We start from the raw sequence: 19,517 nt of genomic DNA, 5'->3' as shown, positions 1-19,517 counted from the left end.
GGCTGGGAATCATGTGGCAGGCCGAGGTCCGGATCGATCTGGACGCCATCCGGGACAACGTCGCGTCGCTGCGCGCGGGCACCACCGCCGAGGTCATGGCCGTGGTCAAGGGCGACGGCTACGGACACGGCATGCTGCCCTCGGCGCGCGCGGCGCTGGCCGGCGGGGCGACCTGGCTCGGGGTGGCGACCCTGGACGAGGGGCTGGCGCTGCGCCGGGCCGGCCTCGACGTGCCGGTGCTGGCCTGGCTGCACTCGCCGGGGCTGCCGCTGCACGACGGCGTCGCCGCCGACCTCGACCTCAACGCGGGCAGCCTCGAGATGCTGGACGAGCTGGTCCGCGCGGGTCGCCGGGCCGAGCGCACGGCCCGGGTCCATCTCAAGATCGATACCGGGCTGTCCCGGGGCGGCGCCACGGCGGCCGAGTGGCCGGCGCTACTCGAGGCCGCGGCCAAGGCCCAGGCCGACGGCGAGATCGACGTGGTCGGCGTCTGGAGTCATTTCGTCTACGCGGACGCGCCGGGCCACGAGACCATCGACCACCAGCTGGCCGCTTTCGCCGACGGGCTGGCGGTCGCCGAGCGCTTCGGCATCGCGCCGCGCTACCGGCACATCGCCAACTCGGCCGCCACGCTGACCCGCCCCGACTCGCACTACGACCTGGTGCGCCCCGGCATCGCGGTCTACGGGCTGTCGCCGGTGCAGGGCGAGACGTTCGGGCTGCGGCCGGCGATGACCGCCCGGGCGCGGGTCGCGCTGACCAAACGCGTGCCCGCCGGCCAGGGCGTGTCCTATGGGCACACCTATGTCACCGAGCGGGAGACGACCCTGGCGCTGGTGCCGCTCGGCTACGCCGACGGGGTGCCCCGCGCCGCGTCCAACGCCGGGCCGGTGCAGCTCGGCGGCAAGCGACGCACGATCGCCGGCCGGGTCTGCATGGATCAGATCGTCCTTGACGTCGGCGACGACCCGGTCGCGGCCGGTGACGTGGCGACGATCTTCGGCCCGGGCGACGACGGCGGCCCCACGGCCGACGACTGGGCCGCCGTGGTCGACACGATCAACTACGAGATCGTGACCCGCTTCGGCAGCACGCGGGTTCCCCGTCTCTACGACGGCGCCGCCGGGACAGAGGGCAGCGCTACGGCCACGGGTGACGGCGGCACCGCGGCCGGCGGGCCGGTCAATGGCGGCGACGGCGGCAGCGCATCGGTGGCTGGGCTCGACCGCGACGCCGGGGACGGCGGCAGCGCATCGGTGGCTGGGCTCGACCGCGACGCCGGGGACGGCCGGGCGGGGCGGACCGGTGAGGTGGACATGGGGGGTGCGTCATGAGTCCGGCCAAGGTGCCGTCCCGGCGGGCCAAGCAGGTCGGCCTGGCCGGAGCCGCCGTGGGGGTGCTCGCGGCCGGCCTGGCGACCGCGTTCGCCGTCGAACGGGTGCTGGTGCGGCGCTCGGTGCAGGCGCCCGGCGATCCGCATGTCGACGAGCCGTTCGGCGATCAGCCGTTCGACCGGGAGCGGACCATCACCGCCGCCGACGGCACCGAGCTGCACGTCGAGATCGTCGAGCCGCGGACCCCGGGCGACAAGCCCACGATCGTCTTCGTACACGGTTTCGCTCTCGACATGGGCACCTTCTACTTCCAGCGCAAGGTGCTGGCCGAGCGCGGTGACCACCGGCTGGTCTTCTACGACCAGCCCGGGCACGGCCGGTCCAGCCGGCTCCAGTCCGGCGAGTACGACATCGCGGCGCTCGGCAAGTCGCTGGCCGCGGTGCTCAACGCGGCGGTGCCCGACGGGCACATCATCCTCGTCGGCCACTCGATGGGTGGCATGACGATCATGGCGTTCGCCGAGCAGTACCCGGAATGGTTCGGCAAGCGGGTCACCGGGGTCGTGCTCATGTCCACGTCGGCCGGTCTGATCGACAAGACCAAGCTGGGCCTGCCCACGCTGGTGGCCCGGGCCAGCGCGCCCTTCTTCCCGCTCTGGGGCCGGGCCGCCCACCTGGGCGGCACCACGATCGACCGGGCCCGGGTGGTGTCGTCCGACCTGGCCTGGCTGCTGACCCGGCGGTACGGCTTCGGTGAGCCCAAGCCCAGTCCGTCGTTGGTCACCTTCGTGGAGACGATGAACTCCAAGACCTCGGTCGAGACGCTGACGAAATACCTGCACACCCTGTACACCCACAATCGCTTCCCGGCGTTGTCGGCGCTGCGCGGGGTGCCGGTGCTGGTGATCGTCGGCACCCGCGACTACCTGACCCCGGTGAACCACTCCGAGGAGATCCTCAAGCACCTGCCCGAGGCCGAGTTGATCAAAGTGGACAACAGCGGCCACGTGGTCATGCTCGAGAAGGCCGACGAGGTCAACGCCGCGCTGCTGCCGTTCCTGGAGAGGATCTCGTGAAGCTGGCCACCGTGGACGACACCCGGGCGTTCGGGCGACGGCTCGCCTCGTTCCTGCGGCCCGGCGACCTGGTGCTGCTGACCGGGCCGCTCGGCGCCGGCAAGACCGCGATGGCGCAGGGCATCGGGGCCGGGCTGGGGGTGACCGACGCGATCACCTCGCCGACGTTCGTGATCGCCCGGGTGCATCGGGGACGCACGCCGCTGGTGCACGCGGACGCGTACCGGCTGGGGGACAGCGCCGACCCGCGCGCCGAGATCGACGACCTCGACCTGGACGCCTCGGCCGACGACGCGGTCACCGTGGTGGAGTGGGGCGCCGGCCTGGTCGAGCAGCTCAACGACGAATACCTGCTGGTGCGGATCGACCGCCTCGACGACGACACCCGCGTGGTCGACCTGGTCCCGCACGGCGGTGACTGGGCCGCGCGGCTCGCGCGCCTGACCGCCGATCAGCAAGGCGACCAGTAAGACGGTCGGCAAGCCGATCAGCAAGGCGATCAGCAGGACGGTCGACAAAGCGACCAGCAAGTCGTTCGACAAGCCGATCAGCAAGTCGGTCGACAAGCCGATCAGCAAGGCGATCGGCAAGGCGATCAGCGAACAGAGAAGGGGAGCACGTGAATCTGGCGGAGATGCTGCCGGCCGACTGGCAGGCCGAGCTTGCCGAGTTTCTCGACGACGACGCGACGGCCGCGCTGAGCGAGTTCGTGACCGCGGAGTACGCGGCGCACACGATCTATCCGCCGGTCGAGGACCTCTTCGCGGCCTACCGGCTCTGCTCACCCCGGCAGATCCGGGTGCTCATCCTGGGGCAGGACCCCTATCACGGGCCGGGGCAGGCGCACGGGCTCAGCTTCAGCGTGCGCGACGGCGTGCGCGTCCCGCCGTCGCTGCGCAACGTCTTCAAGGAGCTGGCCGCGGACGTCGGCGTGGCGCCGCCCCCGGCCGGCGATCTCACCGGGTGGGCCCGGCAGGGCGTGCTGCTGCTCAACGCCGTGCTGACGGTTCGCGCCGGGGCGGCGGCCTCCCACGGCGGCAAGGGCTGGGAAGCGTTCACCGACGCGACGATCCGCGCGCTGAACGCCCGCGACGATCGGGTCGTCTTCCTGCTGTGGGGCGGCTACGCCCGGAAGAAGGCCGTGCTGGTCACCAACCCGGCGCACGTCGTGATCGAGGCGGGCCACCCGAGCCCGCTCAATCCCCGGGGCTTCCTGGGGTCGCGCCCGTTCAGCGCGGCCAACAAGGCCCTCGCCGACGGTGGGCGCGAGCTCATCGACTGGGACCCGCGCGCCGAGCCCATCGGGAGCTGAGTGTCACGGCCCGCCGCGCGGACCGGCCGGTGAGCGCGCAGTAGGGTCGGAGACGTGCTCGTACTGGCTCTGGACACCGCTACGCCCGCGTCGACTGCCGCCCTGGTGGAGGTGACCGCCGACGGGCTGCGGGGGGTGGCCGAGCGGCGCACTGTCGACCCCCGCGCGCACGGCGAGAAACTGGCCCCCGAGATCGCGGCCACGCTGGCCGACGCGGGGGTGCGGCCGGGCGACCTGGGGGCGATCGTCGCCGGGCTGGGGCCGGGGCCGTTCACCGGGCTGCGCGTCGGCCTGGCCACGGCGGCGAGCATGAGCCAGGCTCTGGCCATCCCGGCGTACGGAGTCTGCTCGCTCGATGCCCTGGGCCGTGCCGCCGGACCGGGCCGGGTGCTGGTCGCCACCGACGCCCGGCGTCGTGAGGTCTATTACGCCACCTATCTCGACGGCGTCCGCGTTCTCGGGCCCGATGTGGCCCGCCCGGCCGACGTGGCTGCCCGCCTCCTCCGGGCCGGGGTGGCCACCACCAGCCGCGCCCGCAACCGGGCCGCGACCGAGGCGGCCGCGCTCGCCGAGTCCGAGACTCTGGAAGCGGCCACCGCTCTGGCCGGCGCCGACGCCGCCCGGGTGGCCGCCGCGCTGGCCCGGGCCGAGGCCGACTACCTGATCGGGCAGGCCACCGCCCGCGACGACGGCATCGATCTGACCGGGCGCGAGGTCCCGGGTCGATCGTCGGCGGTGGGCCATCTGGTCGACCGGGCCGTGGGAGAGGGCGCACTCAAGTACGGCGACCTCTTCGGCGTCCCGGTGGAGGAGCACCTGCTCTATCCGCCCGGCGCCGCCCTCGTCGCCCTCGCGGCCGACCGGATCCGTTCGGCCGCGCCGAGCGACCCGCTCACCCCCCTCTACCTGCGCCGGCCCGACGCGGTCGAGCCGTCCGGGCGCAAGCCGGTGCTGACCTGATGCGCATAGAGCGCTTCCGCTGGTGGCACATCGCCGAGGTCCTGCCGCTCGAGGCCGACCTCTTCGGCGACGAGAAGTGGTCGGCCCCGATGTTCTGGAACGAGCTGGCGCAGCGCAACTTCTACGTCGTCGCGCTCGAGGAGGACGACCTTCTCGGGTACGCGGGACTCGCCGCCACACCGGACGAGGCCTGGGTGCAGAACATCGCCGTACGCCGCACCGGGCAGCGTCGCGGCACCGGCCGGGTCCTGCTCGAGGCGCTGCTCGGCGAGGCCGCCCGGCTGGGGATCAAACAGACCCTGCTGGAGGTCGCGGTCGACAACGCCCCGGCCCAGCATCTGTACGCGGCGTACGATTTCGAGCCCGTCGGCATCCGGCGCGGCTACTACCAACCGAGCAACACGGACGCCCTGGTGATGATGCGCAATGGTTGACGAGCCCCTGGTCCTCGGCATCGAAACGTCCTGCGACGAGACCGGCATCGGCATCGTGCGCGGGCACACCCTGCTGGCCGACGCGCTCGCGTCGAGTGTGGAGCAGCACGCGCGGTTCGGCGGTGTCGTGCCCGAGGTGGCCAGCCGGGCGCACCTCGAGGCCCTCGTCCCGACCATGGGGCGCGCCCTCGACGAGGCCGGAGTCACCCTGGCCGACATCGACGCCATCGCGGTGACCAGCGGGCCGGGCCTGGCCGGGGCGCTGCTCGTCGGGGTCGCGGCGGCCAAGGGGTACGCCCTCGCGGCGGAGAAGCCGATCTACGGCGTCAACCACCTCGCGGCCCACGTGGCCGTCGACACCCTGGAACACGGCCCGCTGCCCGAGCCGGCCATCGCGATGCTCGTCTCCGGTGGGCACTCCTCGCTGCTGCTGGTCGACGACCTCACCAACGGGGTGACGCCGCTCGGCGCCACGATCGACGACGCCGCCGGCGAGGCGTTCGACAAGGTCGCCCGGCTGCTGGGGCTCGGCTTCCCGGGTGGACCGATCATCGACCGTACGGCCCGGGAGGGTGACCCGGCGTCGATCGCCTTCCCCCGGGGTCTCACCGCGCCCAAGGATCTGGCCGCGCACCGGTACGACTTCTCCTTCTCGGGGCTCAAGACCGCGGTGGCCCGCTGGGTCGAGGCCCGCGAACGCGCCGGCGAGCCCGTGCCGGTGGCCGACGTCTCGGCCTCGTTCCAGGAGGCGGTGTGCGATGTGCTCACCGCCAAGGCGATCGAGGCCTGCCGGGCCAACGGCGTGCGGACGCTGCTGATCGGCGGGGGCGTCGCGGCGAATTCTCGGCTGCGGGTGCTGGCCGTCGAGCGCGCCGCCCGGCACGGCATCGAGGTACGCGTGCCCCGGCCGCAGCTGTGCACCGACAACGGCGCGATGGTCGCGGCGCTCGGCTCGCGCCTGGTCGCCGCCGGGGTCGCCCCGAGTCGTCTCGATCTGCCGGCCGATTCCGCGCTGCCATTGACCACGGTCAGTGTGGCGGGGTAGGAACCCAGCATGATCGCGCGGATGTGGGAGATAAGGGCCTCGCTCAGTGGCTTCGACGAGCTGCTGTCGTGGGTCTGCGATGTCGCGGTGCCGCACATCGAGGTGCTGCCGCAACACGTGTCGAGCGAGGTCTACTCGTCCACCGACAACCGCATCGTCGTCATCTCGAAGTGGCGTAACACCCCGGAGGACATGCCCGCCCCACCGGCCAAGCTGATCGCTCGCGCGCCGCACATCTGGGACTTCTCGCCGGTCGACCGTTAGACCCGTCACGGTCGGCGAAAAGCCGTCGCAAACTGTCACACCCCGCCCGTAACGTCGGGTCCCTGATGCGAGAACTTCCCGACGCCGACCCCGGCGCCCCCGACAGCCGATCGGCCACCGCCTATCTGCGGTGGCTGGTCCGGCGGGCCTGGCGGCCGGTGTACGCGGCCATCACGTTCGCTGTCCTGTGGATGCTCTGCCAGGCCTTCGTGCCGGCGATCGTGGGCCGGGCGATCGACGCCGCGACCGGCCGCGACCGTCGCGGACTGCTGGTCTGGAGCCTGGTCCTGCTGGCCGCCGGCGCCGGGCAGGCCGTGTTCGGCGTCGTCCGGCATCGGTTCGCGCTGGTCAACTTCATCGGCGGCATGTTCACCACCGTCCAGGTCACGGTTCGTCAGGCCGGGCGGCTCGGTTCGGCGCTCTCCCGCCGTCTCGACACCGGCGAGGTCGTCGCGATCGGCACGTCCGACATCCGCCAGATCGGCTCCGCGATCGACATCACCGCCCGGGGCACCGGCTCGCTCGTCGCGGTGCTCACGGTGTCGATCATCCTGCTCACCACCTCGGTGCCGCTCGGGCTCGTCGTGGTGCTCGGCGTGCCCCTGCTGATGGCCGTCGTCGGCCTGCTCATCCGCCCGCTGCATCGTCGCCAGCAGGCCTCCCGCGAGCAGCAGGGCCTGCTCACCGGCCGGGCCGCCGATCTGGTCGGCGGCCTGCGCGTGCTCCGCGGCGTCGGCGGCGAGGCGGTGATGGGCGAGCGCTACCGCGAGGAGTCGCAGAGGCTGCGCGGCGCCGGGGTGCGCACGGCCCGGGTCGAGTCGCTGCTCGAGGCCGCCCAGGTGCTGCTGCCCGGCATCTTCCTGGTGCTGGTCACCTGGCTCGGCGCCCGGTTCGCGCTGAGCGGCCACATCACGGTCGGTCAGTTGGTGTCCTTCTACGCGTACGCCGCCTTCCTGGTCACGCCCCTGCGGCAGCTCACCGAGGCGATCGACAAGCTGACCCGCGGCCACGTGTCCGCGCGCCGCGTCGTCGGGATGCTGCGGGCGACCACCGACCTGCCCGACCCGGTCGTCCCGGTGCCGGCCGAGCGGTTCGGCGGTGAGCTGTCCGACCCGGCGTCCGGGGTGACGATCCGGCCCGGCGAGATCACCGCGATCGTCGCCTCCGTGCCGGCCGAGGCGGCCGCCATCGCCGACCGGCTGGGCCGCTACGCCGACGGCGGCCTCGTCGACGGCGTGCCGCTGGGCTCGTTCGAGCTGGCCACGGTGCGCGAACGCGTGCTCGTGGCCGACAACGACGCCCGCCTGTTCACCGGTCCGATGCGGGCCGATCTCGACCCGCACGACACCGATCGCTTGCCGGCGGCGCTGCACGCGGCGGCCGCGATCGACATCCTCGAGGCGCTCCCGGACGGCCTCGACAGCGAGGTGGCCGAGCGCGGGCGCACGTTCTCGGGTGGTCAGCAGCAGCGGTTACGGCTGGTGCGGGCTCTGGTGGCCGACCCCGACGTGCTGATCCTGGTCGAGCCGACCAGCGCCGTCGACGCGCACACCGAGGCGCGCATAGCCGACCGCCTGATCGCCGCCCGCACGGGCCGCACGACGGTGCTCTGCACCTCCAGCCCGCTGGTGCTCGACCGGGCCGACCGGGTGCTCTTCGTCGAGCACGGCCGGGCGGTGGCCGACGGCACCCACCACGATCTGCTGGCCGGCGAGCCGGCTTACGCCCGTACGGTGCTGCGCGAGGAGGAGCAGTGAGCAACCTCCTGCCGGTGGCGAGCAGCGCCCAGGTGCGGCGTTATGCCCGCGATCTTTTCCGGCGCTACCCGCGCGCGCTCGGCCTGACCGTCGGCCTGCATGTGCTGGCGGCCGTCGCCGGGCTGGTCGGGCCGCGACTGCTCGGTGACCTTGTCGAGTCCATCCGCGACGGTGGGGGCCTCAGGGTCGTCGACCGGCTGGCCGCGATCATCGCCGGTTTCGTGGTGCTTCAGGCGGTTCTGACGCGTTTCGCCTATCTGTCGTCGGCCCGGCTCGGTGAGCAGGTGCTGGCCCGGCTGCGCGAGGATTTCGTCGATCGGGTGCTCGCCCTGCCGCTCTCCACAGTGGAGCGGGCGGGCTCCGGCGACCTGCTCACCCGCACGACCCGCGACGTCGACGCCTTGTCGCGCTGCGTCCGCCTGGCCGTGCCCGAGACGATGATCGCGCTGATCACGGTGACGCTCGTGGTCGGCGCGCTGGTGCTCACCGGGCCGCTGCTCGCCGTTCCGCTGCTGGTCGCCGTGCCGATCATCACCGTCGGCACGAGGTGGTATCTGCGTCGCGCGCCGGCCGGCTATCTGCGGCAAAATGCGGTCTACTCGACGGTCACGGACGGGCTCGCCGAGACGGTCGAGGGTGCGCGCACGGTCGACGCGCTGCGCCGTCACCGGCAGCGGGTCGAGCGTTCCGACGCCGATTTGCGGCGGTCCTGGGCAGCCGAGAAATACACGCTGTTCCTGCGGACGGTGTGGTTCCCGGTCATCGAGGTGAGCTACGTGCTGCCGGTGGTCGCCACGCTGCTGGTCGGCGGATGGCTCTACCTGCGCGGCTCGGTGTCGCTGGGCCAGCTGACCACCGCGGTGATCTATGTGCAGATGCTGATCGACCCGCTCGACCGGCTGCTCGGCTGGCTCGACGAGGTGCAGGTGGGCGCCGCGTCGCTGGCCCGCCTGCTGGGGGTCGCGGCCGATCCCGACAAGGGGGAGACGCCCGTCGTGGCCGAGCCCGCGGGCGCCCGCATCGAGGTGCGCGACGTCCATTTCTCCTATGTGACCGGTCGCGAGGTGCTGCACGGCCTCGACCTGACTCTCGAGCCCGGCGAGCGGCTGGCCGTCGTCGGTCCGTCCGGCGCGGGCAAATCGACGCTGGGCCGGTTGCTGGCCGGCGTGCACGAACCGACCAGCGGGACGATCACGGTGGGCGGGGTGCCGCTGCACGACCTGCCGCTCGACCGGCTGCGCACCGAGGTGGCGCTGGTGACGCAGGAGCACCACGTCTTCATCGGCACGGTTCGCGACAACCTCGCCATGGTTCGTCCGGGCGCGGGCGACGACGAGGTGCGGGCGGCGCTGGCCGCGGTGCACGCGCTCGAGTGGGCCGAGGCGTTGCCGGGAGCGCTCGAGACCGTCGTCGGCGTGGGCGGTCACCCGTTGTCGGCGGCGCAGGCGCAGCAGCTGGCGCTGGCCCGGCTGGTGCTGGCCGACCCGCACACGCTGGTGCTCGACGAGGCGACGTCGCTGCTCGACCCGCGGGCCGCCCGCGACCTGGAACGCTCGCTGGCCGCCGTGCTGCACGGGCGGACGGTCGTGGCGATCGCCCACCGGTTGTTCTCGGCCCACGACGCCGACCGCGTCGCCGTGGTCGAGGGCGGCCGGATCACCGAGTTGGGCTCCCACGACGAGCTGGTCGCGGCCGGCGGCCCCTACGCGGCCCTGTGGCGCTCCTGGCACGGCGAACGGGTCCCCGACGTGGACGAGCCCGTCTCCGACGTGGACGAGCCGTCACCGGACGATGCCGCGCGTGCCGGAGCCGCCCACTGACCCCGGTGAAGCGGCAAGGCCCGATGGGACCCGGCGGCTCAGCGAACCAGCGGCGCTCGGGCATATGGGCGGCTCAGGCGAGCTGAGCGGCTCAGGCGCGGATCACGGCGAAGAAGACGGCGAGCAGGATCAGCGCTGCGGCGGCCACGGCGAAGAGGACCAGAAGCTCGCGGCTGGGCTCGGCGGCGACCGACGCGGCGGCCGAAGCGCCGGTGTTGTCGGACGGCAGGTCGCCGACGACCGCGGCCAGCTCGGCCAGGGTGCGGGCGCCATGGGCGACCTGGGCCCGCTCGGCGAACTCGTCCAGGGTCAGGCGTCCCGCGCCGGCGTGCTGCTCGAGCGCGGCCACCGTCCGCTCGCGGTCCTCGTCGGATGCCCGGATCTCCACGGGCGCACTCTACCGCCGGAGCGCGAACCGGGGCACGCGCCGGAACGCGAAAGGGCGCGCCCCACTGGGGCGCGCCCTTTCTTGCGGTGCTCGCGGGTCAGAAGCCCGGGCCGTGCTGGTGGCCGTGGCCACCGTGGCTGTGCCCACCGGCCGCGGCCGGCTCCGACTCGGTCGGCTTGTCGACCACGAGGCTTTCCGTGGTCAGCAGCAGACCGGCGATCGACACGGCGTTGGAGACCGCGTTGCGGGTCACCTTCACCGGGTCGATGATGCCGGCGGCGGCCAGGTCGACGTACTCGTCGGTGGCCGCGTTCAGGCCGTGACCCCAGTCGAGGTCGACGACCTTGCCCACCACGACGTAGCCGTCGTGGCCGGCGTTCTGCGCGATCCAGCGCAGCGGCTCCAGCAGCGCCTTGCGGACGATGCTGACGCCGATCGCCTCCTCGCCGGTGAGGCCGAGGCTGCCGTCGAGCTCCTTGGCCACCTGGGCCAGGGCGGCGCCGCCGCCGGGGACGGTGCCCTCCTCGACCGCGGCCTTGGTCGCCGCGATGGCGTCCTCGATGCGGTGCTTGCGCTCCTTCATCTCGACCTCGGTCGCGGCACCGACCTTGATCACCGCGATGCCGCCGCCGAGCTTGGCCAGACGCTCCTGGAGCTTCTCGCGGTCCCAGTCGGAGTCGGAGGCCTCGATCTCCTTGCGGATCTGCGAGACGCGGTCGGTGATGTCGGCGCTCTGGCCGCCACCGTCGACGATCGTGGTGTTCTCCTTGTCGACCACGACGCGCCGGGCGGTGCCCAGCATGTCGAGGGTGACCTGGTCGAGCTTGTAGCCGAGCTCGGGGGCGATCAGCTCGCCACCCGTGGCGATCGCCATGTCCTGCAGCATCGCCTTGCGCCGGTCACCGAAGCCGGGCGCCTTGACGGCGGCCACCTTCAGCGTCTTGCGCAGCGCGTTGACCACCAGGGTGGACAGGGCCTGGCCCTCGACGTCCTCCGCGATGATCAGCAGCGGCTTGCCCGACTGCAGCACCTTCTCCAGCAGCGGGAGCATCTCCTCGATGCTGGAGATCTTCTGGGTCGTGATCAGGATGTGCGCGTCCTCGAGGACGGCCTCCTGCGACTCGGCGTCGGTCACGAAGTTCGGCGAGATGAAGCCCTTGTCGAACTGCAGACCCTCGGTGACCTCGAGCTCGGTCAGCATGGCCGAGCCCTCCTCGACGGTGATGACACCGTCGCGGCCGACCCGGTCCATCGCCTCGGCGATGAGCTCGCCGATCGTGGAGTCCTGGGCCGAGATGGTGGCCACGTTGGCAATCGCCTTGTGGTCGGCGACCTCGACGGCCTTGGCCAGCAGCGACTTGGAGACGGCCTCGGAGGCCTGGTCCATGCCGCGCTTGAGACCGATCGGGTTGGCACCCGCGGTGACGTTGCGCAGGCCCTCGCGCACCAGTGCCTGAGCGAGCACGGTCGCGGTGGTGGTCCCGTCGCCGGCGACGTCGTTGGTCTTGGTCGCCACCTCCTTGACCAGCTGCGCGCCGAGGTTCTCGTACGGGTCGGTGAGCTCGATCTCCTTGGCGATGGTGACGCCGTCGTTGGTGATCGTGGGAGCGCCGAACTTCTTGTCCAGGACGACGTTGCGGCCGCGCGGGCCGAGGGTGACCTTGACCGTGTCGGCGAGCGAGTTGACGCCGTGCTCCAGCAGGTGCCGAGCGTCGTCAGAGAAACTGAGAATCTTCGCCATGTATTGGTCCCTTCACGCACCGACGCCCTGACCCACACGCAGGTGGGTCAGGGCGGTCAGCACTGTCAGTAGGTCACTTCTCGATGACCGCGAGGACGTCGCGGGCGGAGAGCACCAGGTACTCCTCGCCGGCGTACTTGACCTCGGTGCCGCCGTACTTCGAGTACAGGACCGTCTCGCCGACCTGGACGTCAACCGGGATGCGGTTGCCCTTGTCGTCGATGCGGCCGGGGCCGACAGCGAGGACGGTGCCCTCCTGCGGCTTCTCCTTGGCGGTGTCGGGGATCACGATGCCCGACGCCGTGGTCGTCTCAGCCTCGTTCGCCTGGACCACGATGCGGTCCTCGAGCGGCTTGATCGCAACCTTGGTCGCGGTAGTCACGGGCATACCCTCCTGGGTATCGTTTCGCCGGCCAGAGATTGGCCGGCCAGAGCAAACAAGAACTCTGCTGCCTCATGCCACCGGGCGGGGCCGTCGTCGCGGGTGCCGGTCCGCCTGGTGCCCACCGATCGCCCGGGACGGGCGCTCGGCTGGCACCCTCATGTTGAGAGTGCTAATCGGAGATTAGGCCGGAACTAGCACTCCGTCAACCAGAGTGCCAGACATGGCGTGCCGAGGAGAATGCCTGCGTGACCGTCGAGTCGACTGCCCGATTCCGTACGCCCGAAGGGGTGAACGCCCTGGCCCTGGCCGGTGCGGCCACCGGGGACGACCCGTTGGCCGCGGCCTCGGCCCTGCGCGCGGCCGGGGTGCCGCCCGATCTGGCCGCCGCCGCGCTCACGCAGGTCGATCTGCGACGCCGCGCGGCGGCCAAGTTCGGCCCGGACGCGGCGTCGATGTTCTTCACCCGGGCGGGCCTCGAGCAGGCCACCCGGGCCGTGGTGGCTGACCGGCGTGCCGCCCGCCTGGCCGCGGCGGGGGTACGGACCCTGGCCGACCTCGGGTGCGGGCTGGGCTCCGACGCGCTGGCGGCGGCCCGGGCCGGCCTCACCGTCCATGCCGTCGACGCCGATCCGGTCACTGCCGAGATGGCCGCGGCCAACGCCCGGGCCCTCGGTCTGGCCGATCGGATCACGGTCGAGTGCGCCGACGCCACGACCGTGCCGGTGGAGGATTACGACGCCGTGTTCGCCGATCCGGCGCGGCGCCGGGCCGGCCGCGGGCGCGTGTTCGACCCGCGGTCGTACTCCCCGCCCTGGGACTTCATCGCCGGCCTGGCCGAGCGCGTTCCCCGTACGGTGCTGAAACTCGCCCCCGGCATCGACCACGTCCTGCTGCCGCCGGGCGCCGAGGGGGAGTGGGTCAGCGTCGGCGGTGATCTGGTCGAGGCGGCGTTCTGGTGCGGGCCGCTGGCGAGCGCGCCGCGCCGGGCGACGCTGCTGCCGGGTGGTGCCGAGCTGACCGGCAGCGGGATGCGGGCCGCGCCGGTGGGTGGCGTGGGAGCGTACGTCTATGACCCGGACCCGGCCGTGGTCCGATCGCACCTGGTCGCCGAGTTCGCCGAGACGGTGAACGGCCGGCTGGCCGACCCGTCGATCGCGTACGTGCACACCGACGAGCCCGCCGAGACTCCGTTCGCTCGCCGCCTCGAGGTCACCGACGTCCTGCCGTTCTCTTTGAAGCGGCTGCGGACCCTGCTGCGCGAGCGGGGGGTGGGCCGGCTCGAGATCCGCAAGCGTGGCTCGGCCCTGGAGCCGGAGCAGCTGCGCCGGGATCTGCGACTGTCCGGTCCCACGGCGGCCTCGCTGGTGCTGACCCGCGTGGCCGGCGCCCCGACCGTCATCCTCTGCAAGCCCTGACGACACCGACGCGACAGCCCTGGCGACACCGACGCGACAGCCCTGGCGCGGTGTGCGGGGTTAGGGCAGAGGTGATGGGGCATCGGGGCAGACCTGTGCTGCAGTACGGTGCGCGCATGGCTAAGAAGGCCGCGGCCGGCACCCCGGCCACCGCGCTGCTGACCGCTCAGAACGTCGAGCACACCCTGCACCCGTACGAGGTGTCCCCGGACGCGCCGAATTACGGCGCGCTGGTCGCGCAGGCTCTCGGGGTGGCGCCGGAACGCCTGTTCAAGACGTTGATCGCCGAGGTCGACGGCGCGCTCGTCGTCGGCGTGGTGCCGGTGACCGGCGACCTCGATCTCAAGGCGCTCGCGCAGGCCGCGGGCGGTAAGCGGGCCACGCTGGCCGACCGGGGCGCGGCCGAGCGGAGCAGTGGTTATGTGCGGGGCGGGATCAGCCCGCTGGGGCAACGCAAGAAGCTGCCGACCGTGATCGACGACTCGGCCGAGCGGATCGACGTGATGTACGTCTCGGCGGGCCGGCGCGGTCTGCAGGTGAGCCTCTCGCCGGCCGACCTGATCAGGCTCACCGACGCAGTTATCGCCATGATCCGGACATAAGCGGCTATACGACCAGCGGTGCGCGAGCCGTTACGACAACGTTACGCGCCGGGAGGATCTTTCTCCGGAGAACGGTGCGAACCGGTCACGGGCCTGACTTAGCGTCACAAGGTGAGTCACGTCAGCAATCGATCGGGAACGAGGGGCTCAGCTCTGCCGGGACCGTTCGGGCCCTATCACCGCCGTGTTGCCGGATTGTTATGCCCGGTTACGAGATCGACCGCCGACACCGCTTGTGTAACCGGCCGCAACCGGAATACGTTGCCGGACACAACAAACTAGCTCCAGATCACTTGATCTTGATCCTTCGGCGTCTCGCGGAGCGACACTCCCGCAGCGCACACCATCGAATCCGATCGAAGGCCCGGTTTCACCCGAAAGGACATAAGGAATGCGTAAGGGACTGTTCGCCCTTGCCGCCGTCGGCCTGCTGGCGACCAGCAGTGTGGCCGCTTGTGGCGACGACAGTGGCAGCGACTCCGACACCGGCAGTGGCGCCAACGCCTCCGCCGGCAAGGTCGGCGTCATCCTGCCCGACACCAAGAGCTCGCAGCGGTGGGGCACCGACGACCCCAAGTTCCTGAAGGCTGCGTTCGACGCGGCCGGCGTTCCGGTTGAGATCCAGAACGCTCAGGGCGACAAGACGCAGTTCCAGACCATCGCCGACGGCATGATCTCGAGCGGCGTCAAGGTCCTCATGATCGTCAACCTCGACTCCGGCACCGGTAAGGCCGTCCTCGAGAAGGCCAAGAAGGCCGGTATCGCGACGATCGACTACGACCGTCTGACCCTGAGCGGCGGCGCGAACTACTACGTGTCGTTCGACAACGTCAAGGTCGGCGAGCTGCAGGGCCAGGGCCTGGTCGACTGCCTGGCCGAGAAGAAGTACACCAAGCCGGTCGTCGCCGAGCTCAACGGCTCCCCGACCGACAACAACGCGACCCTGTTCGCCCAGGGTTACGACTCGGTTCTGAACCCGAAGTACGCCGACGGCACCTTCGCCAAGGGCCCGAACCAGCCCGTTCCGGACTGGGACAACGCTCAGGCCGGCACGATCTTCGAGCAGATGCTGACGTCGAACAAGAACATCAAGGGTGTTCTCGCGGCGAACGACGGCCTCGGCAACGCGGTCATCTCGGTGCTGAAGAAGAACAAGCTGAACGGCCAGGTCCCGGTGACCGGCCAGGACGCCACCGTTCAGGGCCTGCAGAACATCCTCGCCGGCGACCAGTGCATGACGGTCTACAAGGCGATCAAGAAGGAGGCCGACGCGGCCTCCCAGCTGGCGATCGCGCTGGCCAAGGGTGAGAAGCCGACCACGGCCACCGGCACCACCAAGGACCCGGAGTCGAACGCCGACGTCCCGTCGGTGCTGCTCGACCCCGAGGCCATCACCAAGGACACGGTCAAGAAGGTCATCGAGGACGGCTTCGTGACCAAGGACGCGGTCTGCACCGCCGACTTCGCCAAGGCCTGCACCGACGCGGGAATCAGCTGAGAATCCTCAACTGATGACGGGCTAGACCCGAACTGACGACGGCGCCGCTCACCTCCCGGGAACGGGAGCGTGGGCGGCGCCGGAATTGGGTTTTCCCCCCTCCCGCCGCTCGTGGCCTCGCCGCGGGCGGCAACCCGGTCACTTAGCGAAGGAGAACCACCGTGGCCGCGACACCCCTCTTGGAGCTCAACGGGATCAACAAAGGCTTCGGTCCCGTTCAGGTCCTGCACGACGTCGGCCTGAGTGTTTACCCCGGCGAGGTCACTGCCCTCGTCGGCGACAACGGCGCCGGCAAGTCGACGCTGGTCAAATGCATCAGCGGTATCTACACGATCGACTCGGGCACGGTCACCTACGACGGCAACCAGGTTGCCATCCACAGCCCGCGCGACGCGTCCGCGCTCGGCATCGAGGTCGTCTACCAGGACCTGGCGCTCTGCGACAACCTCGACATCGTCCAGAACATGTTCCTCGGCCGCGAGAAGAAGCGCGGCATCGTGCTCGACGAGCCGACGATGGAACAGATGGCCGGTGACACGCTCGCCAGCCTTTCGGTGCGCACCGTGAAGTCGCTGCGGCAGCTTGTCGCCAGCCTCTCCGGTGGGCAGCGGCAGACCGTGGCGATCGCCAAGGCCGTGCTCTGGAACTCCCGGGTCGTGATCCTGGACGAGCCGACCGCCGCCCTCGGCGTGGCGCAGACCGCCCAGGTGCTCGAGCTCGTGCGCCGCCTGGCCGACAACGGCCTCGGCGTCGTCCTGATCTCGCACAACATGAACGACGTGTTCGCGGTCTCCGACCGCATCGCGGCCCTCTACCTCGGTCGCATGGCGGCCCAGGTCAAGACCACCGACGTGACCCATTCGCAGGTGGTCGAGCTGATCACCGGTGGCCGCAGCGGCAACCTCGGCCTGCCTCCCGAGAAGCCCGCGGACTTCGGCGGAGACGTCGTCGACATCACGCCGGGAGGCGACAAGTGACCACCACCACGACCACCACGGCCGGCGGCGTCAAGGTCGTCAAGCCGACCGTCGGCAGCTACATCAACGACTACTGGGGCCGCGTCCGCGGCGGTGACCTGGGCTCGCTGCCGGCCATTCTCGGCCTCCTGGTGCTCAGCCTGATCTTCGGCATCGCCCGGGACACGTTCTTCAGCTCGCTGAACTTCGCGAACCTGTTCAACCAGGGCGCGCAGGTCGTCTTCATCGCGATGGGCCTGATCTTCGTCCTGTTGCTGGGCGAGATCGACCTCTCCGCCGGTTTCGCCAGCGGCGTGTGCGGCGCGGTCGTGGCCATCCTGCTGACCAACCACGGCTGGGACTGGTACACGGCCATCCCGGTCGCCCTGATCACCGGTCTGGTGATCGGCTTCGTGCTCGGCTTCCTGGTCTCGAAGATCGGCATCCCGTCGTTCGTCGTCACCCTGGCCGCGTTCCTGGGCTTCCAGGGCCTGCTGCTGCTGGTGCTGCTCGGCGGCGGCACCAACATCTCGACCCGCGACGAGTTCTTCAACTCGCTGAACAACGACAACCTGTCGGTGGCCTGGAGCTGGATCCTCGCGATCGCGGCCGTCGTGGGCTACGCCGCGGTGCAGTTCAACCAGGTGCGGAGCCGGGCCAAGCGCAACCTGGTCACCGACCCGCTGGGCATCGTGCTGCTGCGCATCGGCGGCCTGGGCGTGCTGATCCTGGCGGCCACCGCGATCCTGACCCAGGAGCGGGCGATCAACCCGGCGATCAACTCCCTCAAGGGTGTGCCGATCGTCGTCCCGATCATCGCCTTCTTCCTGGTGCTCTGGACGTTCGTGCTGGGCCGGACCAGCTATGGCCGGCACGTCTACGCGGTCGGTGGCAACACCGAGGCGGCCCGTCGCGCCGGTATCCCGGTCGACCGGATCCGTATCTCGGTCTTCGTGATCGCGTCGTTCATGGCCGCGATCGGCGGCATCATGGCCGTCAGCCGGGCCTCGTCGGTCGACCCCAACACCGGTGGCAGCAACATCCTGCTGTACTCGGTGGGCGCGGCCGTCATCGGCGGCACCAGCCTCTTCGGTGGTAAGGGCAAGGTCATCAACGCCGTCATCGGTGGCGCGGTGATCGCCGTCATCGACAACGGCATGGGTCTGCTCGGCTTCAGCGCCGGTCAGAAGTACATCTTCACCGGTGTCATCCTGCTGATCGCCGCGAGCGTCGACGCCCTGGCCCGGCGCAGAGCGGCCGCAACCGGCAACCGATGAACAAGATCCACCTGGTACCGGGGACGGCACGCTGATGCGGGCCGGCCCCAGCCAGGAGGAGGTTCGCCGGCACAATCTCGGGACGTTGCTTCGGTACGTACACGTGCACGGCGCCACCTCCCGGGCGGAGCTCACCAGCCGGCTCGGCCTGAACCGCAGCACCATCGGGGCCCTGACCGCCGATCTGACCACCGCCGGGCTGGTCACCGAGGCGGCACCACGAGAGACCGGCCGGGCCGGGCGACCGTCGCTGGTCGTCCGGCCCGAGTCGTCCCGGGTCTACGCGTACGCGCTCAGCATCGAGGTGGACCGCCTGCGGGCGGCCCGGGTCGGTCTGGGCGGCCGCATCCTGGACCGCCGGGAGACCGACCGGCCCCGCGGCATGCAGGTGATCGACGCGGTCAAGCCGCTGGCCGAGTTCGTCCGGGAGATGCGCGCCGACGTGCCCGGTGACGGCCGGTTCGTCGGCACCGGCGTGGCGGTGGCCGGGATGGTCCGCCGGGCCGACGGTATGGTCCGGCTGGCGCCCACGATCGGCTGGGTCGAGGAGCCGGTCGGCGCCGCGCTCCGCGCCGAGCTCGGTGACGCGGGCAAGCTGACGATGGGCAACCACGCCGACGTCTCCGCGCTGGTCGAGCACAGCCGCGGCGCCGCGGCCGGCTGCGACAACGTGATCTACCTGTACGGCGACGTCGGGGTGGGCGCCGGCATCATCGCCGACGGCCGCCGGGTGGCCGGTCACGGCGGCTACGGCGGCGAGGTCGGTCACATGGTGGTCAACCCCTACGGCCGCGAGTGCAGTTGTGGCTCGCGCGGCTGCTGGGAGACCGAGATCGGCGAGTACGCGCTGCTCAAGCACGCCGGCCGGCCCGAGCTCACCGGGCGCGAGGCCGTGCTGGGCGTGGTCGAGGCGGCGATGCGGGGTGACAGCCAGGCCCAGTTCGCCGTGCGCCAGGTCGGCGAGTGGATCGGTTTCGGCGTCGGCAACCTGGTCAACATCTTCAACCCCGAGGCCGTCATCTTCGGCGGCACCCTCCGCGACGTCTACCTGGTCGCCGCGGCCCAGATCCGCAGCCGGCTGACCGCGATCGCGCTGCCCGCCTGCCGCGAGCACATCCGCCTGCGTACGCCCGAGCTCGGTACCGACGCGGCCCTGATCGGCGCGGGCGAGCTCGCCTTCGAACACCTCCTCGAAGACCCCCTCCTCACCTGAAGATCCCGGCCACGGCGGGCACTCAAGATCGTCTATGCTG

General features: G+C 71.3%; 18 protein-coding genes and 1 pseudogene. 16 read left to right on the top strand and 3 right to left on the bottom strand.

Annotation, left to right across the window (positions count from 1 at the left end):
* Positions 1–11 precede the first annotated feature (11 nt).
* The 10 genes and pseudogenes from alr to HJC40_RS13240 form a co-directional block, all read left to right on the top strand.
* Positions 12–1,118: pseudogene (gene alr / locus HJC40_RS13285) on the top strand (alanine racemase); the annotation flags it as partial.
* 212 nt (positions 1,119–1,330) lie between these two features.
* Positions 1,331–2,410, top strand: a complete 1,080-nt coding sequence (locus HJC40_RS13280; RefSeq protein WP_250001281.1) for an alpha/beta fold hydrolase — start codon at positions 1,331–1,333, stop codon at positions 2,408–2,410.
* Positions 2,407–2,880, top strand: a complete 474-nt coding sequence (gene tsaE / locus HJC40_RS13275; RefSeq protein WP_250001279.1) for a tRNA (adenosine(37)-N6)-threonylcarbamoyltransferase complex ATPase subunit type 1 TsaE — start codon at positions 2,407–2,409, stop codon at positions 2,878–2,880. Before HJC40_RS13280 ends, tsaE begins: the two co-directional genes overlap by 4 nt.
* A gap of 164 nt (positions 2,881–3,044) precedes the next feature.
* Entirely contained in the window at positions 3,045–3,722 is a 678-nt protein-coding gene (ung, locus tag HJC40_RS13270) for a uracil-DNA glycosylase (protein ID WP_250001567.1), read from the top strand.
* 54 nt (positions 3,723–3,776) lie between these two features.
* Positions 3,777–4,682, top strand: coding sequence for a tRNA (adenosine(37)-N6)-threonylcarbamoyltransferase complex dimerization subunit type 1 TsaB (tsaB, locus tag HJC40_RS13265; protein ID WP_250001278.1), 906 nt, complete (start codon positions 3,777–3,779; stop codon positions 4,680–4,682).
* Entirely contained in the window at positions 4,682–5,116 is a 435-nt protein-coding gene (rimI, locus tag HJC40_RS13260) for a ribosomal protein S18-alanine N-acetyltransferase (RefSeq protein WP_250001276.1), read from the top strand. Before tsaB ends, rimI begins: the two co-directional genes overlap by 1 nt.
* Entirely contained in the window at positions 5,109–6,161 is a 1,053-nt protein-coding gene (gene tsaD, locus HJC40_RS13255; RefSeq protein ID WP_250001273.1) for a tRNA (adenosine(37)-N6)-threonylcarbamoyltransferase complex transferase subunit TsaD, read from the top strand. Before rimI ends, tsaD begins: the two co-directional genes overlap by 8 nt.
* Before the next feature lie 9 nt (positions 6,162–6,170).
* On the top strand, positions 6,171–6,425 hold the full coding sequence (locus HJC40_RS13250; RefSeq protein WP_250001271.1) for a hypothetical protein: 255 nt from the start codon (positions 6,171–6,173) through the stop codon (positions 6,423–6,425).
* A 65-nt stretch (positions 6,426–6,490) separates the two neighbouring features.
* Positions 6,491–8,182 (top strand): ABC transporter ATP-binding protein, encoded by a 1,692-nt coding sequence (locus HJC40_RS13245; protein ID WP_250001269.1) that lies wholly within the window; start codon positions 6,491–6,493, stop codon positions 8,180–8,182.
* Positions 8,179–10,002, top strand: a complete 1,824-nt coding sequence (locus HJC40_RS13240; protein WP_250001267.1) for an ABC transporter ATP-binding protein — start codon at positions 8,179–8,181, stop codon at positions 10,000–10,002. The genes HJC40_RS13245 and HJC40_RS13240 overlap by 4 nt, the downstream gene beginning before the upstream one ends.
* Positions 10,003–10,093: 91 nt before the next feature.
* Here HJC40_RS13240 and HJC40_RS13235 read toward each other — a convergent pair whose 3' ends face one another.
* From HJC40_RS13235 to groES, 3 genes are all read right to left on the bottom strand, one after another.
* Entirely contained in the window at positions 10,094–10,390 is a 297-nt protein-coding gene (locus tag HJC40_RS13235) for a DUF1707 domain-containing protein (RefSeq protein WP_250001265.1), read from the bottom strand.
* A gap of 97 nt (positions 10,391–10,487) precedes the next feature.
* Entirely contained in the window at positions 10,488–12,131 is a 1,644-nt protein-coding gene (groL, locus tag HJC40_RS13230) for a chaperonin GroEL (protein ID WP_250001264.1), read from the bottom strand.
* A gap of 73 nt (positions 12,132–12,204) precedes the next feature.
* Positions 12,205–12,519 (bottom strand): co-chaperone GroES, encoded by a 315-nt coding sequence (groES, locus tag HJC40_RS13225; protein ID WP_106131245.1) that lies wholly within the window; start codon positions 12,517–12,519, stop codon positions 12,205–12,207.
* Positions 12,520–12,761: 242 nt separating this feature from the next.
* Between groES and HJC40_RS13220 the strand changes: the two genes are divergently transcribed.
* The 6 genes from HJC40_RS13220 to HJC40_RS13195 all read left to right on the top strand — a co-directional run bounded on the left by HJC40_RS13220 (position 12,762) and on the right by HJC40_RS13195 (position 19,477).
* The gene (locus HJC40_RS13220) at positions 12,762–13,931 is read left to right on the top strand and encodes a class I SAM-dependent methyltransferase (RefSeq protein ID WP_250001263.1); all 1,170 of its coding nucleotides are present in this window, start codon (positions 12,762–12,764) and stop codon (positions 13,929–13,931) included.
* A 116-nt stretch (positions 13,932–14,047) separates the two neighbouring features.
* Positions 14,048–14,533: a Cys-tRNA(Pro) deacylase gene (gene ybaK / locus HJC40_RS13215; RefSeq protein WP_250001261.1), complete on the top strand. Its 486-nt coding sequence runs from the start codon at positions 14,048–14,050 to the stop codon at positions 14,531–14,533.
* A 391-nt stretch (positions 14,534–14,924) separates the two neighbouring features.
* Positions 14,925–16,031: a sugar ABC transporter substrate-binding protein gene (locus tag HJC40_RS13210; protein WP_250001259.1), complete on the top strand. Its 1,107-nt coding sequence runs from the start codon at positions 14,925–14,927 to the stop codon at positions 16,029–16,031.
* A gap of 161 nt (positions 16,032–16,192) precedes the next feature.
* The gene (locus HJC40_RS13205) at positions 16,193–17,008 is read left to right on the top strand and encodes an ATP-binding cassette domain-containing protein (protein ID WP_250001257.1); all 816 of its coding nucleotides are present in this window, start codon (positions 16,193–16,195) and stop codon (positions 17,006–17,008) included.
* On the top strand, positions 17,005–18,264 hold the full coding sequence (locus HJC40_RS13200; RefSeq protein ID WP_250001256.1) for an ABC transporter permease: 1,260 nt from the start codon (positions 17,005–17,007) through the stop codon (positions 18,262–18,264). The genes HJC40_RS13205 and HJC40_RS13200 overlap by 4 nt, the downstream gene beginning before the upstream one ends.
* 34 nt (positions 18,265–18,298) lie before the next feature.
* Positions 18,299–19,477 (top strand): ROK family transcriptional regulator, encoded by a 1,179-nt coding sequence (locus HJC40_RS13195; RefSeq protein ID WP_250001255.1) that lies wholly within the window; start codon positions 18,299–18,301, stop codon positions 19,475–19,477.
* The last annotated feature ends 40 nt before the right edge of the window (positions 19,478–19,517 follow it).

Source organism: Actinoplanes sp. M2I2 (assembly GCF_023544445.1).
GTDB lineage: Bacteria > Actinomycetota > Actinomycetes > Mycobacteriales > Micromonosporaceae > Actinoplanes.
This window is presented reverse-complemented; position numbering and strand designations above follow the sequence as displayed.

Bases quoted from the DNA above. Each gene is read 5' to 3' on its own strand.
- groES (WP_106131245.1), bottom strand. From the start codon at position 12,519: ATGCCCGTGACTACCGCGACCAAGGTTGCGATCAAGCCGCTCGAGGAC.
- HJC40_RS13280 (WP_250001281.1), top strand. From the start codon at position 1,331: ATGAGTCCGGCCAAGGTGCCGTCCCGGCGGGCCAAGCAGGTCGGCCTG.
- HJC40_RS13195 (WP_250001255.1), top strand. From the start codon at position 18,299: ATGCGGGCCGGCCCCAGCCAGGAGGAGGTTCGCCGGCACAATCTCGGG.
- ung (WP_250001567.1), top strand. From the start codon at position 3,045: ATGCTGCCGGCCGACTGGCAGGCCGAGCTTGCCGAGTTTCTCGACGAC.
- rimI (WP_250001276.1), top strand. From the start codon at position 4,682: ATGCGCATAGAGCGCTTCCGCTGGTGGCACATCGCCGAGGTCCTGCCG.
- groL (WP_250001264.1), bottom strand. From the start codon at position 12,131: ATGGCGAAGATTCTCAGTTTCTCTGACGACGCTCGGCACCTGCTGGAG.
- HJC40_RS13210 (WP_250001259.1), top strand. From the start codon at position 14,925: ATGCGTAAGGGACTGTTCGCCCTTGCCGCCGTCGGCCTGCTGGCGACC.
- ybaK (WP_250001261.1), top strand. From the start codon at position 14,048: ATGGCTAAGAAGGCCGCGGCCGGCACCCCGGCCACCGCGCTGCTGACC.
- HJC40_RS13245 (WP_250001269.1), top strand. From the start codon at position 6,491: ATGCGAGAACTTCCCGACGCCGACCCCGGCGCCCCCGACAGCCGATCG.
- tsaD (WP_250001273.1), top strand. From the start codon at position 5,109: ATGGTTGACGAGCCCCTGGTCCTCGGCATCGAAACGTCCTGCGACGAG.
- HJC40_RS13250 (WP_250001271.1), top strand. From the start codon at position 6,171: ATGATCGCGCGGATGTGGGAGATAAGGGCCTCGCTCAGTGGCTTCGAC.